This is a genomic window from Streptosporangium brasiliense (assembly GCF_030811595.1).
Classification (GTDB): Bacteria; Actinomycetota; Actinomycetes; order Streptosporangiales; family Streptosporangiaceae; genus Streptosporangium; species Streptosporangium brasiliense.
The window spans coordinates 6,076,172-6,091,231 of sequence record NZ_JAUSRB010000002.1 but is presented as its reverse complement, the minus strand read 5'-3'; the positions used below and the strand labels follow the sequence as shown (position 1 = coordinate 6,091,231).

At 71.7% G+C, this 15,060-nt stretch carries 11 protein-coding genes; 3 read left to right on the top strand and 8 right to left on the bottom strand.

All coding sequences use genetic code 11. The features are described 5' to 3' along the window. The first annotated feature begins 51 nt into the window (after positions 1-51). Both J2S55_RS36215 and J2S55_RS36210 read left to right on the top strand, forming a co-directional pair. Positions 52-957: a carbohydrate ABC transporter permease gene (locus J2S55_RS36215; RefSeq protein ID WP_306870342.1), complete on the top strand. Its 906-nt coding sequence runs from the start codon at positions 52-54 to the stop codon at positions 955-957. Then, on the top strand, positions 957-1,841 hold the full coding sequence (locus tag J2S55_RS36210; protein WP_306870337.1) for a carbohydrate ABC transporter permease: 885 nt from the start codon (positions 957-959) through the stop codon (positions 1,839-1,841). Before J2S55_RS36215 ends, J2S55_RS36210 begins: the two co-directional genes overlap by 1 nt. Positions 1,842-1,853: 12 nt before the next feature. On the opposite strand, the gene J2S55_RS36205 is transcribed toward J2S55_RS36210, so the two are convergent. The 7 genes from J2S55_RS36205 to J2S55_RS36175 are packed head-to-tail and all read right to left on the bottom strand — an operon-like array spanning position 1,854 to position 9,426. Beyond that, a complete protein-coding gene (locus tag J2S55_RS36205; RefSeq protein ID WP_306870335.1) occupies positions 1,854-2,729 on the bottom strand; it encodes a sugar phosphate isomerase/epimerase family protein in 876 nt (291 codons plus the stop codon). A 46-nt stretch (positions 2,730-2,775) separates the two neighbouring features. After that, entirely contained in the window at positions 2,776-4,212 is a 1,437-nt protein-coding gene (locus J2S55_RS36200) for a sulfatase family protein (protein WP_306870332.1), read from the bottom strand. Beyond that, complete coding sequence (locus tag J2S55_RS36195; RefSeq protein ID WP_306870329.1) at positions 4,199-5,197, bottom strand: Gfo/Idh/MocA family protein; 999 nt, start codon at positions 5,195-5,197, stop codon at positions 4,199-4,201. The genes J2S55_RS36200 and J2S55_RS36195 overlap by 14 nt, the downstream gene beginning before the upstream one ends. After that, the gene (locus J2S55_RS36190) at positions 5,190-6,284 is read right to left on the bottom strand and encodes a GntR family transcriptional regulator (RefSeq protein WP_306870326.1); all 1,095 of its coding nucleotides are present in this window, start codon (positions 6,282-6,284) and stop codon (positions 5,190-5,192) included. Before J2S55_RS36190 ends, J2S55_RS36195 begins: the two co-directional genes overlap by 8 nt. Before the next feature lie 11 nt (positions 6,285-6,295). Continuing rightward, on the bottom strand, positions 6,296-7,141 hold the full coding sequence (locus tag J2S55_RS36185; RefSeq protein WP_306870323.1) for a carbohydrate ABC transporter permease: 846 nt from the start codon (positions 7,139-7,141) through the stop codon (positions 6,296-6,298). A gap of 12 nt (positions 7,142-7,153) precedes the next feature. After that, positions 7,154-8,107, bottom strand: a complete 954-nt coding sequence (locus J2S55_RS36180; protein ID WP_306870321.1) for a carbohydrate ABC transporter permease — start codon at positions 8,105-8,107, stop codon at positions 7,154-7,156. Continuing rightward, positions 8,107-9,426: an ABC transporter substrate-binding protein gene (locus J2S55_RS36175; RefSeq protein WP_306870319.1), complete on the bottom strand. Its 1,320-nt coding sequence runs from the start codon at positions 9,424-9,426 to the stop codon at positions 8,107-8,109. The genes J2S55_RS36180 and J2S55_RS36175 overlap by 1 nt, the downstream gene beginning before the upstream one ends. Before the next feature lie 208 nt (positions 9,427-9,634). Here J2S55_RS36175 and J2S55_RS36170 point away from each other — a divergent pair, with 208 nt between their 5' ends. Then, on the top strand, positions 9,635-12,766 hold the full coding sequence (locus J2S55_RS36170; protein ID WP_306870315.1) for a chondroitinase family polysaccharide lyase: 3,132 nt from the start codon (positions 9,635-9,637) through the stop codon (positions 12,764-12,766). A gap of 90 nt (positions 12,767-12,856) precedes the next feature. Here J2S55_RS36170 and J2S55_RS36165 read toward each other — a convergent pair whose 3' ends face one another. Continuing rightward, positions 12,857-14,881 (bottom strand): family 20 glycosylhydrolase, encoded by a 2,025-nt coding sequence (locus J2S55_RS36165; RefSeq protein WP_306870312.1) that lies wholly within the window; start codon positions 14,879-14,881, stop codon positions 12,857-12,859. Between the last annotated feature and the right edge of the window lie 179 nt (positions 14,882-15,060).

Here is a 15,060-nt window from a genome sequence, read left to right as displayed (position 1 = left end):
GCGCCCACATCCCGCGGCGCAGGCCGTACCTCCTTGTAGGAAGCAGGAGTTATGCAGCAGATCTCCACCCTGAAGAGGGTGGCCCGAGCGCTGGGACCTCTCGCCTGGATCGGCCCGGCGGTGGCGCTCATCGGCGTGGTGGTCGTGTGGCCGGTCGTCACGATGATCCAGTCGTCGTTCCTGAAGATCAGCCGGTTCGGTGTGGTCCAGGGGACGAACGGGCTGGACAACTACGGCAAGCTGTTCGACGAGCCCGACTTCGGCGGAGTGATGTTCCGCAGCCTGATCTGGGTGGTGGCCGTGGTCGCCCTCACGGTCCTGCTCTCGCTCGGCCTGGCCCAGCTGTTCAACCAGAAGTTCCCCGGCCGCCGGGTCGCGCGCTGGGCGATGATCGCGCCGTGGGCGGCCTCGGTGCTGATGACCGCGATCATCTTCAAATGGATGCTCGACCCCGAGGTCGGCCTGATCAACATGATCCTGCGCGACCTGGGGCTGCTCGACGCCCTGGGCGGCGCGGACGCCGATCCGCTCGGCGACGCCTCGACCGCGATGCCGTGGCTGATCGCCGTGGCGGTGTTCGTCTCGCTGCCGTTCACCACCTACGCCCTCCTGGCCGGCCTGGCGACGATCCCGGCGGACGTCTACGAGGCGGCCAGGATGGACGGCGCGGGCAGGCTGCGGATCTACTGGTCGATCACGCTGCCGCTGCTCCGTCCGGCGCTGACCGTGGCGACGCTGATCAACGTGATGAACGTCTTCAACAGCTTCCCCATCATCTGGGCGATGACGCACGGCCAGCCGGGCTACTCCACGGCCACCTCCACGATCTTCATGTACATCCTCAAGGGCTCCGACATCGGGGAGTCGGCCGCCATGTCCGTCGTGAACTTCGGCATGGTGATCGTCCTGGTGGCGATCTTCCTGAAGGTCAGCAACTGGAAGACCGAGGTGTCCTGATGACCGTCACCCAGACCGCGCCCGTGAGCCGGGCCACCGGCCGCACCGCGTCTCCGGCGCCGGTGCGGAGGCTGCCGTCGATCAAGACGGTGATCGTCGCGGCGAGCGCCTACCTGATCGCGTTCGTCTTCCTCTTCCCGTACCTGGTGATGGTCCTCACCGCGCTGCGCCCGCAGGAGGACCTGCGCACGGCGACCTACCTGCCGGACTCCTTCGCCTGGGAGAACTTCACCGGCTTCTGGTCCGGGGGGCTGGCCGACAACCTGCTGGTCACCCTGGAGGTGGCCGCCGGGTCGACGGTCCTGGTCCTGCTGGTGGCGCTGCCGGCGGCCTACTACACCGCCCGGCACGAGTTCCGGGGCCGCACGGCCTTCCTGGTGCTGGTGCTGATCACCCAGATGTTCCAGCCGACCGCGATGCTGGTCGGCATCTACCGCGAGTTCTTCCAGTTCGGCATGGTCGACTCGATCTGGTCGCTGATCCTGGTCAACGGAGGCTTCAACCTGGCCTTCGCGGTCTGGATCCTCAACGCCTACTTCTCCTCCATCCCCCGCGAACTGGAGGAGGCGGCGTTCATCGACGGCAACGGCCGTTTCGGCGCGCTGTTCCGGATCACGCTGCCGCTGGCGGCGCCCGGCGTGGTCACCGCGCTGATCTTCACGTTCATCGCCGCCTGGAACGAGTTCGTCGTCGCCCTGACGCTGATCACCTCGCCGGCCAAGCAGCCGCTGCCCGTGGCGCTCAACTCCTTCATCGGCCAGTACGAGGTCGACTGGCAGAACCTGTTCGCCGGCTCGGTGATCGCCACGGTCCCGGTCATCATCCTGTTCGCCTTGATCGAGAGGAAGGTCGTGGGCGGCCTGACCGCCGGGTCCATCAAGTGAGGCCCGTGCGGCTCACCCCTCGGAGGGCGTGGGCCGCACGGCACCCGGGCCGGAGAGGGAGAAGCGGCGCACCCAGGCCACGGCCCCGGGAATCACCTCTTCCAGGGGCGCGACGTGCGGATACCACGTCCGTTCCCACTCCAGCGACACCCAGCCGTCGTATCCCCGCCCGCGCAGCAGCGCCCCCGCCTCTTCCAGCGGGACCACGCCCTGTCCCATCGGGACCGGGGTCAGGTCGGGTCCGGCGTCCTTTACCTGGACGTAGGCGAGGTGGCCGCCGAGGGCCGCGAGCGTGTCCGCCGGGCTCTCACCGTGCCGCCAGGGGTGGAGCAGGTCCCAGATCGCCCCGGTGACCTCCGGCTCGCCCGCCCCGTCGAGCAGCCGCGCCACGGCCGCGCCGGTGGGCATCGCGTCGTGGGTCTCCACCAGCATCCGCACCCCCAGCCGCCTGGCCTCCGGCGCGACCGCCCGCAGCCGCCGCGCCCCGACCGCCGGGTCCTCCCCCCTGGGGAACACCCGCACCCCGGGCGCCCCGAGGTCGGCGGCGAGGACCAGCTCGGCGGTCAGCGCCTCGATCACCGGCCCGTCGTCCCCCGGCTCGCAGATCCCGGTGTATCCGGCCAGGGCCGAGATCTCCAGCCCGGCGGCGGCCACCGCCGCCCGGACCCGGGACCGGTCGCCGGGCGGCTCCGCCCGGCCCTGGTCTCCGGAGCCGCCGGAGTCCCGCGGTGCGGTACGGCCGCCGCCCGCCGCCGGCAGGCCGACGTGGACACCGGTGTCGGGGTGGAGGCGCAGCTCCAGCCCGTCGCACCCGTGCGCCGTCGCGATCTCGATCGCCTCGGGCAGCCCCTCGCCGGGCAGGCCCAGCGTGCTGAAGGACAGTTTCAATCCGGCTCCATCTGCTCTCGGGCGGGCATCGTATCGGGTCGGCGGATCATCCGTACCGGGGGACCGTCGGGAACGGCGCCGCCTCGAAGGCCCCGAGCCCGGAGCCCGGCCGTAGCGGCGCGCTCTGGCCGGACCCGCTGACGGGCAGTCCTCTGCCGTCGGCCACCGGGTCGGCGTACCGGGCGAACCAGGCGTCCAGTTCCGCGGCCAGGCCGGCGCGGACGGACGCCGTCCTGGGGGCGCCGGCCAGGTTCCGCCGCTCGCCCGGGTCGGCCACCAGGTCGTAGAGCTCGTGCGGGCCGTGGGGGTGCCGGTGCACGTATTTCCACTCCCCGGTCCGGATCATCCGCACCGGACCGTACTCGTCGAAGACCACCACCCGCTGCCGGTCCTCCTCCGGCGAGCCGGCGAGGAGGCCGGCGAACGACCGTCCGGGCCGGGATCCGGCGGGGAGGGGCAGTCCGAGATGCTCCAGCAGCGTGGGCCGCAGGTCGTAGGCCGACAGCAGCGCCTCGCAGACCCGGCCCCCGGGGACGCGCCCCGGCTGGCTCACGATCGCCGGGACCATGACCGAGCTGTCGTAGACGTTCTGCGGAAAGGTGCCGTTGCCCTTGCCCCAGATCCCGTGGTGGCCGCAGTTGAAGCCGTTGTCGCTGGTGAAGACCACCAGCGTCGACTCCGTGAGCCCCAGCTCCGCCAGCCGGGACAGCACCCGGCCGATCCCGGCGTCCATCGCCGACACCGCGGCGAAGTAGCCGGTCAGCGCGGCGCGCACGTCGGGCTCGCCGCCGACCGGGGCCCCGTCCGGGCCCACCGGCTGCCAGGGGTGCGGCGGCTCCTGCGGGCAGGAGTCGAACGCGCAGCCGTCGTAGAGCGCCTCGAACGCCCGTGGGTGCTGCCCCTTCCACGGCGTGTGCGGCGCGGTGTAGTGCAGTGACAGGTAGAACGGCTCCGCGCGCCCGGCCTCTCCCGACAGGAACGCGCACGCCTCGTCGGTCAGCACGTCGGTGAGGTATCCGGTGGCCGTGACCCGCTCGCCCTCGTCGTAGAGGACCGCGTCCCGGTACGGACCACCGCCGCTCTCGTGCGCCAGCCAGCGCACGAATCCCGGCCGGGGCCGGTCGTTGGCGCCCAGGTGCCACTTGCCGACGAGGCCGAGCCGGTACCCCGCGTCGTGCAGGTCGTCGGTGAGGAGCCTGCGCCCGGCCAGGAAGTCCGTCCCGTCCTGGCCCACATGCCCCCGGCTGATCCAGTCGTGCACGCCGTGCTGGGAGGGGATCTCCCCGGTGAACAGCGAGGCGCGGGCCGGCGAGCACACCGGGGAGGCGCAGAAGAACCGGGACAGCCGCACCCCCGAAGCCGCCAGGGCGTCGAGCGCGGGGGTGTGGATGTCGTCGTTGCCCGCGCAGCCCAGCGCCCACGGGCCCTGGTCGTCGCTCAGGATGAGCAGGACGTTGGGGCGTCCGGGGTCACGGCTGGCCAACGGGGCACCCCGTCCGCACCGGGGCCCCGGCGGCCGCCGAGGAGTAGGCGGCCAGCACGACCTCCAGCACGTGCCGGGCGTGCGCGCCGCCCACCGCGGGGTCCCGGCCCTCCCGTACGGCATCGGCGAAGTCGGCGAGCTGGGCGGCGAAGGCCGCGGGGATGTCGTCGGGGTCCGGCCGGTGCAGCCACCTCACCTCGCCGTCCCTGTGCAGCGCCGTGCCGAGGTGGGGGGAGATCGACAGCGTGCCGCTCTCCCCGACGACGGTGATCTCGTCGTGCGGGGCGGGCGGGCCGGTACCGGTCACCGCGATCTGCGCGGTCAGGCCGCCGGACAGGGCCAGCCTGACCAGCGCGTCGGTCTCGATCGGCGAGCCGTTCACCGAGGCCTCCACCTGTTCGACCCGGCGGCCGGACAGCCACAGCAGCCGGTCCACGCAGTGCGCGCCGATGTTGATGAACACACCGCCGCCGGACAGCTCCGGGTCGAGGAACCAGCCGGGCCGCGAGCCCGGCCGGTAGTCGGAGCCGCGCCGGTCCGACATCAGCAGCGGCTCGCCGATCTCCCCGGCCGCCAGCGCGGCCATCGCCGCGACCTTGTCGGGCAGGAAGCGCTGGATGTGCCCGACCGCCAGCCGCACCCCGGCGGCGGCGCAGGCGTCGATCATCAGGTCGCAGTCGGCCAGCGAGGTGGCCATGGGCTTCTCGACCAGGACGTGCAGCCCGGCCGCCGCCGCGTCGCACACGATCGCGGTGTGCAGCGCGTGCGGGGTGTTGACCACCACCGCGTCCACCTCGCCCGAGGCGATCAGGTCGCGGTGGTCGGTGTGGACCGGCGCGCCGTGGGGCGCGGCGACCCGGCGCGCGGCCTCCGGGTTCAGGTCGCAGACCGCGCCCACCCGGAGGCCGGCCACCCGCAGCGACGCCTCGGCGTGCAGCACACCGACGGCGCCCGCGCCGACCAGGCCCAGACGGAGTTCAGTCACTTGTCATCTCTCCCGAGGAGGCGCCGCATGATCGGCGCACGACGATGCGGGGGCGGAGCCGTACCTGGTGCAGGGGCAGGTCCGGCTCGCGCAGGCGGCGGAGCAGGAGCTCGGCCGCGTGGCGGCCGAGATGGCGTTTGGGCGGGGAGACCGCGGTGAGCGGCACCTCCGCCAGGTCGGCGATCTCGTCGTCGTAGGCGACGATCGCCAGATCGCCCGGTACGGACAGGCCGACCCGCCGGGCGGCGGAGACCATCAGGGTGGCCTCGCGGTCGCCGAAGCAGACGACGGCCGTGCAGCCGGCGGCCACGACGCGGCGCACCTGCCCGTCGGCGACCCCGGGGTCCCAGTCGCGCTGCGGCGCGGAGAACGGCTCCGCGGCCCGCAGGCCCAGGTCGGCCACGGCCGCCGCGAAGCCCTGGCCGACCGGCGCGCTGGTGGGGTTGCCCGAGCGGGTGAGCAGGGCCAGCCGGGTGTGGCCGAGCGCGACCAGGTGGCGCACGGCCGCGTAGCCTCCGGCCGCGTGGTCGGTGCGGACGTGCTCGCTGGGGTCGTCGCCGCCGTCCAGGCCGCGCTCGATCAGCACGACGGGCACCGGCAGGCCGGTGAGGCGGCCGACGACGGCCACGGGGTCCGCGTGGCCGATGAGCGTGGGGACGACGAGCAGGCCGTCCACCCCGGAGTCGAGCATGCGCCGCAGCGCGGCCTCCTCCTCCGCCGGCTGGTAGCGGGAGCAGGCCAGCATCAGCCGCGCTCCGGCGGCGGCCAGCGCCTCCTCGATGCCCTCCAGGACCTTCGGGTAGTAGAGCGTGGTGTCCGGCACGACCACGCCGACCAGCGCGGCCTGGCCCCGGACGGCCGGGGCGTGCTCGGCCACGAAGGTGCCCGCCCCCTGCCGCCGGATCACGAGCCCCTCCTCGACGAGCTCGTCCACCGCGCGGCGGACCGTGGTGAGGCTGACCTCGCGGGTGTGGGAGAGCTCCTGCTCGGTGGGGAGCTTCGCGCCGGGCGCCCAGCGGCCCGAGCGGATCTCCGCGCGGAGCCCGGCGGCGAGCCTGCGGAACTTCAGCTCCCGCGAATCCGACATGACGTCCGCCCTCATTTCACTGAACCGAGGGTCATGCCCTCGATGATCCGTCGGCCGAGCCAGATATAGCAGGCGAGGACGGGCAGCACGACCGTGCAGACCCCGGCGAACAGGCCGCCCCAGTCGGCGCCGTTGTACTGCATCCGCTGCAGGAAGCCCAGCAGGGCCAGGGAGAGCGTGGCCTTCTCCTCGCTCTGCAGGAAGATCAGGCCGAACAGCGTCTCGCCCCAGTGCTGGATGATGTTGAGGATCATCGCGGTGATGATGCCGCTGCGCGCGAGCGGCAGCATGATCTGCCAGAAGGTCCGGTTGGCGGAGGCCCCGTCGAGTGCCGCGGCCTCCTCCAGCTCCCTGGGCAGCGAGCCGAAGAAGCCGGTCAGGAAGAAGACCGTGAACGGCATCGAGGTCGCGACGTAGAGGATCCACAGACCGGTCAGGCTGTCGACGAGGTAGAGCTCGTTCATCATCACATACAGCGGCAGGATGATGACCTGCGCGGGGATGCCCAGGCCGAGCGCGAAGAACGCGGTGATGCCGCTGTTCCAGCGGGTCAGGATCCGGCTGAGCGCGTAGGCCGCGGGGGCCGACAGCGCGATCGTGGCGACCGCCGTGCCGACCACCAGGACCACCGTGTTGAGGGTGGCCCCGGCGAAGTCGCTGGCGGTCCACGCGCGGGCGTAGTTGTCCCACTGCGGGCTGGTCGGCAGCGACCAGGGCTCGGCGAAGATCGCGCGGGTGGATTTGAGCGAGGTCAGCAGCATCCATCCCGCGACGGCCACGCTGAACAGGGCGAACAGCCACGCCAGCGGCGCGCCGAGCAGCTTGGACGGGCCGGGGAACCTACGGGTCGTGGCCATGGGAGTCCCCTTTCAGAACTGGACCGGGTCACGGCGGAAGAGCCGGCGCAGCAGCACGACCAGCACGCCGACCAGGGCGAGCATGACCATGCCGGTCGCGGCGGCGGAGCCGTACTTGGGCACGCCGCTGGCGAACGCCTCGGCGTAGGCGTACAGGGCGGTGTTCCACACCTTGGTCGGCGGGAGCTGGCCCGCCGCGCCCGCGAAGGCGTAGATGAACTCGAAGATCTTGATCGCGCTGATGCTCCAGAGCACCGCGCAGACCCCGACGACGTCCCACATCAGCGGGAGCGTCACGTTCCGGAACCGCTGCCAGGCGTTGGCGCCCTCCAGGTCGCACACCTCGTAGAGGTCCTTCGGGATGCGGTCCACGGCGGCCATCAGGATCGTGGTGAAGAACCCGGTCTGCACCCAGACCAGGCCGATCATGATGACGGAGAAGAGGTTGTCGGTGCCCAGCCAGTTCGGCGGGCTGTCCACGCCGAAGGCCCGCAGCGCCTGGTTGACGACCCCCTCGGCCTGGAAGAGGAAGCCCCACAGGATCGACAGCACGATGCCGGAGACGATGTTGGGGAAGAAGATGATCGCCCGGACCGCCTTACGCCCCGCCATGTCGCGCAGGATCATCGTCAGCAGGAAGCTGAGCGCGAAGGTCGCGCCGCCGACGACGAAGAGGATCGTCAGCGTGTTGGCGAAGGAGTCCTGGAAGACCGGGTCGAGCAGCAGCCGCCGGTAGTTGTCGAGCCCGGCGAACTCCATCGGCCCGGCCCCGGCCCACTTGTTGAGGCTGATCCAGCCGGTGGCGAGCGCCGGCAGGACGTAGAAGACGACGTAGAGGACGAGCGCGGGGACGACGAACGGCCAGAACAGCCGCCGCCTCCCCCGGGTGAGCGGGCTGCCGCGCTCCGCGGGGGCGGCCGGCTGCCTCCGGGTGGGCTCCGTCGCGCGGACGGCGGTCGCGGCCATCAGCCGTTGAGCTTCCAGAAGTCGACCGAGGTGCTCTTGAGCTTGGCCACGAACTCGGCCGCGGAGACCTTGCCGGTGATCAGCTCGGTGTTGGCCGGCTGGAAGACCTTGGTGTACCAGTCGGTGTGGTCCATCTTCACCCCGTCGAGCGCCGGGTGGGTCCGCGCGGTGTCCAGCGTCTTCTTCACGTCGGCCAGCATGGCGGGCGCCTCGACGTCGGTCCGCGGCGTGATGTTGTCCGCCTCGGTGGCGATCTTCGACAGCCGTTCCCTGTTCATGAAGTAGGCGATGAACTTCTTGGCCGCCTCGGCGTTCCTGGCCCTGGCCGGGATCGCGAACCCGATCAGTGAGATCTCCTGGGTCTGCTCGCCCCTGGCACCGGCGGGGAAGGGGAAGGAACGGTACTGGAAGCCCTCCTTGGCCGACGGCTTGGTCTCGCTCGGCGCGAAGGTGCCCAGCAGCAGGAAGTCGGCGCCGCCGGCGGCCCACTTCTGCTGGACGGCCGGGTATTTGCTGCCGTCGTAGCCCTTGACGAAGTAGCCGTCCTTGACGAGCTTCTCGATCTTCTGGACCGCGGCCACGAACGCCGGGTCGTCGAACTTGGCGCCGGTCGTGTCGGTCGCGGCGGCGCCGAACGCGCCGGGCCCGAGGTCGCGCAGGACCGCGTGGTAGGTCCAGAAGGCCGAGTAGTCGGCGATGTCGGCGTCCAGCGCCAGCGGCCCGTCGCCCCGCGCGGCCTTCCGCGCGGCCAGCAGCGAGACGAAGTCGTCCCAGGTCTTCGGGGGCGCGGCGGCCACGTCCTGGAGCGTGCCGCCGTCGTACCAGATCTGCTCGGCCAGCACCTCGTAGGGCACCAGCCAGGCCCTGCCCTCCGTGGTGGCGTACTCGCGGTATTTGGCAGCGATCACGTCGCCGACCTTCTTGCCGCTCTCGCCCGGGATCTCCAGGTCGTACACCGGGGAGAGGTCCAGTCCCTGCCCGGTGGCGAAGAAGGTCGACTTCACGAAGCGGTCGGCGGAGTCGACCAGGTCGGCGGGGACGTTCCTGGTGTTGAGCGTGGGGGCGAGCTGCTTGGCGACGTCGCGCCCCTTCCACTCGACCTTGACTTTGACGCCGGTCTCCTCGGTGAAGGAGCCGATGGCCGATTCCAGCACCTTGGCCTGGGGCTCACCCGCCTTCCACATCGACCAGTAGACGAGCTCGTCGGAGGCTTCGCCGGTGGAGCCGGCGCCGCAGGCGGCGGCGAGGCCGAGCAGGCCGGCCGCGGTCACGGCGGCCACGGCCCTGAGCACCCGGCGGCGAGGGAGGGATCCGTTCATCGAACACTCCTGGGGAGGGGGTGGATGTCGGAATCCTGGAGGGAGAGTCATCCCTAAGTCAACGCAATGAATTAGGGATGAATCCTGTGGAACAGGCGGTTTTTCCCGGCCGGCCAGGGGAACCGGTCATAAAAAATCTTGAATTACTTCTTTATTCATCACTTTTGCCTCGCATTGGATACGGCTGATCCGATCCGAAGGAGGGGCTGTGCTGGAGATCACGCGTAGGGCCGCGCTCAGGACCGGGGCGGCGGGTGTGGCGGGAGCGGTGTTCCTGCGGCCCGGTACGGCGTCCGCCGCCGTGGCCGGGGACCTGGAACAGCGGGCCCTGGCCATGAGCCCGCCGGTCTTCCTGCTGGAGACCGCCGTCCCCCCGCAGCTGACCGCCGGGCCGGGCTCGACGCTGAGCATCACCGACCGGGCCGCGATCTGCGGGAGCCACTCGCTCCGCTGGGAGCACGGCCGCAGCTCCACGATCACCGTCACCGCCCCCATCGGCTTCGCCCCCGACCCCTACCGGCCGATGGACGACCAGGCCTGGCAGGGGACCGTGGACACCTTCTCGGTCTGGATCTTCAACGAGACCCCGGTGGACGACGTGGTCCGCTTCGAGTTCGGCCGGGGGGAGCGGACCGACGCCTGGTTCGAGTTCCGGCTCGGCTTCACCGGCTGGCGGACGGCCTGGGTCCGCTACGACTACGACATGCACGGCCGGCCGCATCCCGGCATGGACACGCTGCGGATCATCGCGCCCGGCCGCGCCGGGACGCTCCATCTCGACCAGCTCATGCTCAACGTGGCGCTGCGGCCGGACGCCCCCACCCGTGACGCCCAGGTGCCGGACATCGCCAAGGAGGGCGAGTACTACGACAACCAGCACTGGCAGGCGCTGCACCGCTACGACGACCTGCTGACCAGGGTCCGGCCGGACACGGCCGCGCCGTCGGCGGAGGAGACGGCCTCGCTGCGCGCGCTGGTCGCCCGCTACCGGGACGAGTACCTCTTCTCGCCGGTGAAGGTGGACGACGCCTCGGTGGCCGCGCTCACCGGTCAGGTCGCCGCGCTCGGCGTCCCCGAGGCGTCCGCGAGCGGGGTGGGCCGCCCGGTCTTCTCCTACCAGTCGCAGATCTACCCGCCGGAGATCGCCGCCGAGCTCAAGACGTTCGTCAACGCGGTGACGCTGCGCGCCTACACCGACCTGATGAGGACCGTGGCGCTGGCCTTCGCCTCGGCCGGCCCGGCGCACAAGCCGGCGCTCGCCGCCCTCTACACCCGGATGATCGTCCACCTGCGCGACCAGGGCTGGACCCGGGGCAGCTGCCAGGGCACCATCCACCACCTGGGCTACGACGCGCGCGGCTACTACGACTCGGTCTACCTCATGAAGGACGCGCTGCGCGAGGCCGGGCTGTTCGAGCAGGTCCGCGCCGATCTGGCCTGGCTGAGCGGGCTCGGCCGGATCTTCCTGAGCTGGGAGCACCGCAGGGCCTACGGCAGCGTCGCCGACATCCTCAACACCACCTTGCGGGGGATGCTCGCGGCCGTGCTGCTGGGCGACACCGAGGCCGGGCAGATCGCCTACCTGCGGGCGCTGCGCGGCTGGCTGAACCGGGCGCTGCTGCCCAGCGCGGGCATCCAGGACGGGCTCAAGACGGACGGGGCCACCTTCCACCACGTCGGGTTCTTCCCCGACTACGCCCGCGACGGCTTCACCGGGCTGGCCCCGCTGGTCTACGTGCTCAGCGGCGGGGTGTTCCGGCTGGCCCCCGACTCGCACGCCTCGCTCAAGCGGGCGGTGCTCACCATGCGCCTGTACGCCAACAAGAACCACTGGCCCATCTCGATCAGCGGGCGCAACCCCAGCGGGCTGACCGCCCTGTCGCCCGTGCCCTACCAGTGGCTGGCGATCTCCGGCACCCCCGACGGTTCGAGCGAGGTGGACCCCGAGATCGCCGCCGCGTTCCTGCGCCTGCTGCCCGCCGCGCCGAGCGCCCAGCAGAAGCGGGTCGCCGCCCAGCTGGCCGCGCGCGGCATCGTCGCCGAGGCCGACCCCACCGGCAACTGGACAATCAACTACGCCGCCCTGGCCGTGCACCGGCGGGAGAACTGGCAGGTCACGGTACGCGGGCACAACCGCTACCTGTGGAGCACCGAGATCTACCACGGCGCGAACTGGTACGGCCGCTACAACACCTACGGCCAGATCCAGGTGCTGCACCGGGGCGACCCGGTCAACAACGCCGACAGCGGCTATGCCCAGGCGGGCTGGGACTGGAACCGCAGGCCGGGCACGACCGTCGTCCACCGGCCGCTGGAGGAGCTGCGGGGAGACCTGACCGGCGCCATCGAGGAGATGCTGCTCACCGACTCGCGCTTCGGCGGGGCGCACACCATCGACGGCCGCAACGGCATGTTCGCGATGGAACTGCGCGAGCACCCGAAGTACGAGGGCTCGCACCGCGCGCTGAAATCGGTCTTCCTGTTCGACGACCGGATCGTGGCCGTCGGCACCGGGATCGAGAACGGCTCCCGGCGGGAGACCGAGACCACGCTCTTCCAGACCCGCCTGCCCAGCCAGGCGGCCCCCACCTACGTCGACGGGACCGAGCCGATCACGGCCTTCCCGCACGACGCGCCGGATCTCACGCCGCGCTGGCTGCTGGACGACAAGGGCATCGGCTACCACCTGGCGGCCGGGCAGCGGGTCGGCCTGACGCGCTCCACCCAGAGCTCGCGCGACAACGCCACCGAGGCCCCGACCAGCGGCGACTTCGCGACCGCCTGGATCAAGCACGGCGCCGCGCCCCGGGGCGGGAGCTACTGCTACGCCATGGTCGTCAACACCACCCCCGAGCGGATGGCCGCGTTCGCCGAGGCGATGGCCGACCCGGCGCGCGCGCCGTACGCCGTGCTGCGCGCCGACACCTCCGCGCACGTGGTGCGCGACCGGGCGACCGGGATCACCGGTTACGCGGTCTTCGCGCCCGTGGAGCTGGCCGAGGGGCCGGTCCGCAAGGTCGACACGGCGTCCATGGTGCTGACCAGGGACGACGGGGACGACGGCCTGGTGCTGGCGGTGTGCGATCCCGATCTGCGGCTCTACAGCGGGATCGACCACGACCAGTACGAGCGCGGCCGGTACGTCGGCCACTACAGTCCCTGGTCGCGGCCGTGGCTGACCAGCCCGAGCCATCCCCACCGGATGCGGGTGACCCTGGAGGGACGCTGGCGCGCGGACGGCGACCAGCCGTGCGAGGTGCGGGCGCAGGGCGGGCGGACCGTGGTCGAGTTCGAGACCGTGGACGGGCGGCCGGTCCAGGTGCGCCTGCTCCGGGGATGACGCGCGACCTCTCCGGTGCGGCGGAGCCGTCACCCGGGAGGTCCGCGCCCTGCCGGTCCGGCGGCCTGACCGCCGGACCGGCGCGGCCGGTCACGGGCTCGGCGCGTAGGCCTCGATCTCGTAGAGCGAGACGCCCCACCCGGTCGCCCGGGCCGTGGTGTTGACGCGCAGGTAGCGGCCGGTGCCGTTGAGCCCGGTGAGCTCGTCGACCCCGCCGTCGCCGGCGGTGGTGGCGTAGAGGTCACGCCAGCCGGCGCCGTCGTCGGAGACCTGCAGCTGGTACGCCCTGGCGTAGGCGGTCTCCCACCTCAGGACGGCGCGGTCGATCCGCTGGACCGAGCCGAGGTCGATCCGGATCCACTGCGGGTCGCTGTAGGCGGAGGACCACCGGGTGGAGGCGTCGCCGTCGTTGGCGTTGGCTCCGCCGAGCCGGTCGACCTCGGTGCTGGAGACGGTGACCGGCCGGAAGGCGGCGAGGTTGCCCCGGCCCGGCCAGGGGATCTGCTGCGAGGCGTAGTAGTTCACGCCCAGGATGTCCCAGCGCGGCCCCTGGGCGGCGAGCCGGCCGCGGAACCCGGTCCAGTCACGGGCGGCCTGCGGGGACCAGCCGACCTCCGCGACCGCGGCCACACGGGGGAACGCCATGAACTCGATGTCCTTCAGCGTCCTGACCGTCTCGCTCCACAGCGGAGCCTCGACGCCCAGGACCGCCGCCTCCGGGACGCCGGTCACGTATGCGGCGGGGTCCCAGTCATAGGCGGTGCGGACCTCGATGTATCCGGCCCAGGTGAGCCCGATGGGGGTGGAGGCGTTGTACTTCATGTCCATGTAGGTCTTGTTCGCCGGCGACATCACGACCTTGTTCCCCCGCTGGACCGCCTGGGCGAGCGAGGTGTTGGCCGTGCCGGTGCCCCAGTACTGCGGCACCGTGGAGACCGGCGGGCCGACCTTCGTCACCTCGTTCCAGCCGACGGCGCGCTTGCCGTACTTGGCGACGATCGGCAGCACCCGGTTCATGAAGGTGGCGTAGTCGGCGTCGGTGGTGGCGTGCGCCTCGTCGCCGCCGATGTGCAGGTAGGGGCCGGGGGTGAGCTCGGCCAGCTCGCGGACGACGTCCTCGACGAACCGGTAGGTGATCTCCTTCGAGATGCACAGCGAGCTGAATCCGACCCCCGTGCCGGTGTAGAGCGGCGGGGCCGTGCCGTCGCAGTTCAGCTCGGCGTAGGAGGCCAGGGCCGCGTTGGTGTGGCCGGGCAGGTCGATCTCCGGCACGATCGTGATGTGGCGGCTCTGGGCGTGGGCGACGATCTCACGGTACTGGGCCTTGGTGTAGTGGCCGCCGGGGCCGCCGCCCACCTGGGTCGAGCCCCCGTACTCGGCCAGCCGGGGCCAGGAGTCGATCTGGACACGCCAGCCCTGGTCGTCGCTGAGGTGCAGGTGCAGTGTGTTGATCTTGTAGAGGGCGAGCTCGTCGATGTACCGCTTGACGGCGTCGACGCCGAAGAAGTGCCTGGCGACGTCGAGCATCGCGCCGCGATACCGGAAGCGCGGCCGGTCGGTGATGATGCCGCCCGGCACCGTCCACGGTCCGGGCCGGACGGTCGGGTGCTCGATCGCGGCGGGCAGCAGCTGCCGCAGCGTCTGCACTCCGGCGAAGAGGCCGGCGGGCGCGTTCGCCCGCAGCGTCACGCCCGTGCCGGTCACCTCCAGCCGGTAGCCCTGGTCCCCGAGACCGGCGTCGGCGCCGGACAGCAGGAGCGAGACGCCGCCCGAGACGCCGGCCGAGTACGTGGCGAGGGGCAGCGCGTAGCCGGTGGCCGGGCGGAGCAGGCCGCGGAGATACTCACCGATCTTCGTGGCCTCCGGCGAGCCGTCCTGCACGTAGATCCTGGCCTGACCGCCGAGGGTGAAGGTGGCGGTGGAGGATTCGACGTGAGCCGGCGCCGGCACCACGGTGGCGGCCATGCCGGGCGGATCGGCGGCCAGCGCGCCCGCCGGGGTCCAGGCTGTCCCCGACAGGCCGCAGGTGCCGGCGGTCAGGATGAGCGCGAGCCGGCCGGCGAGCCGGCGCCAGGGGCGCGGCCGTGGACGGGGGTTCTGGGTGGTGGTCCGCACAGGTGTCCTCCAGGGGAGTGGGCTGCGACGCGCATGCACAGTGGAGACGGTGCGAATATCGAATAAGACATGCTCTAAGGCGGATTATGGAGATATATGCCGAGAGATGTCTGATATTGAGCAGTGTTGCGCAGGAAACGCGGCTTGTGAAGCCCAACCGACCTCGGCGTCTCCCCCGG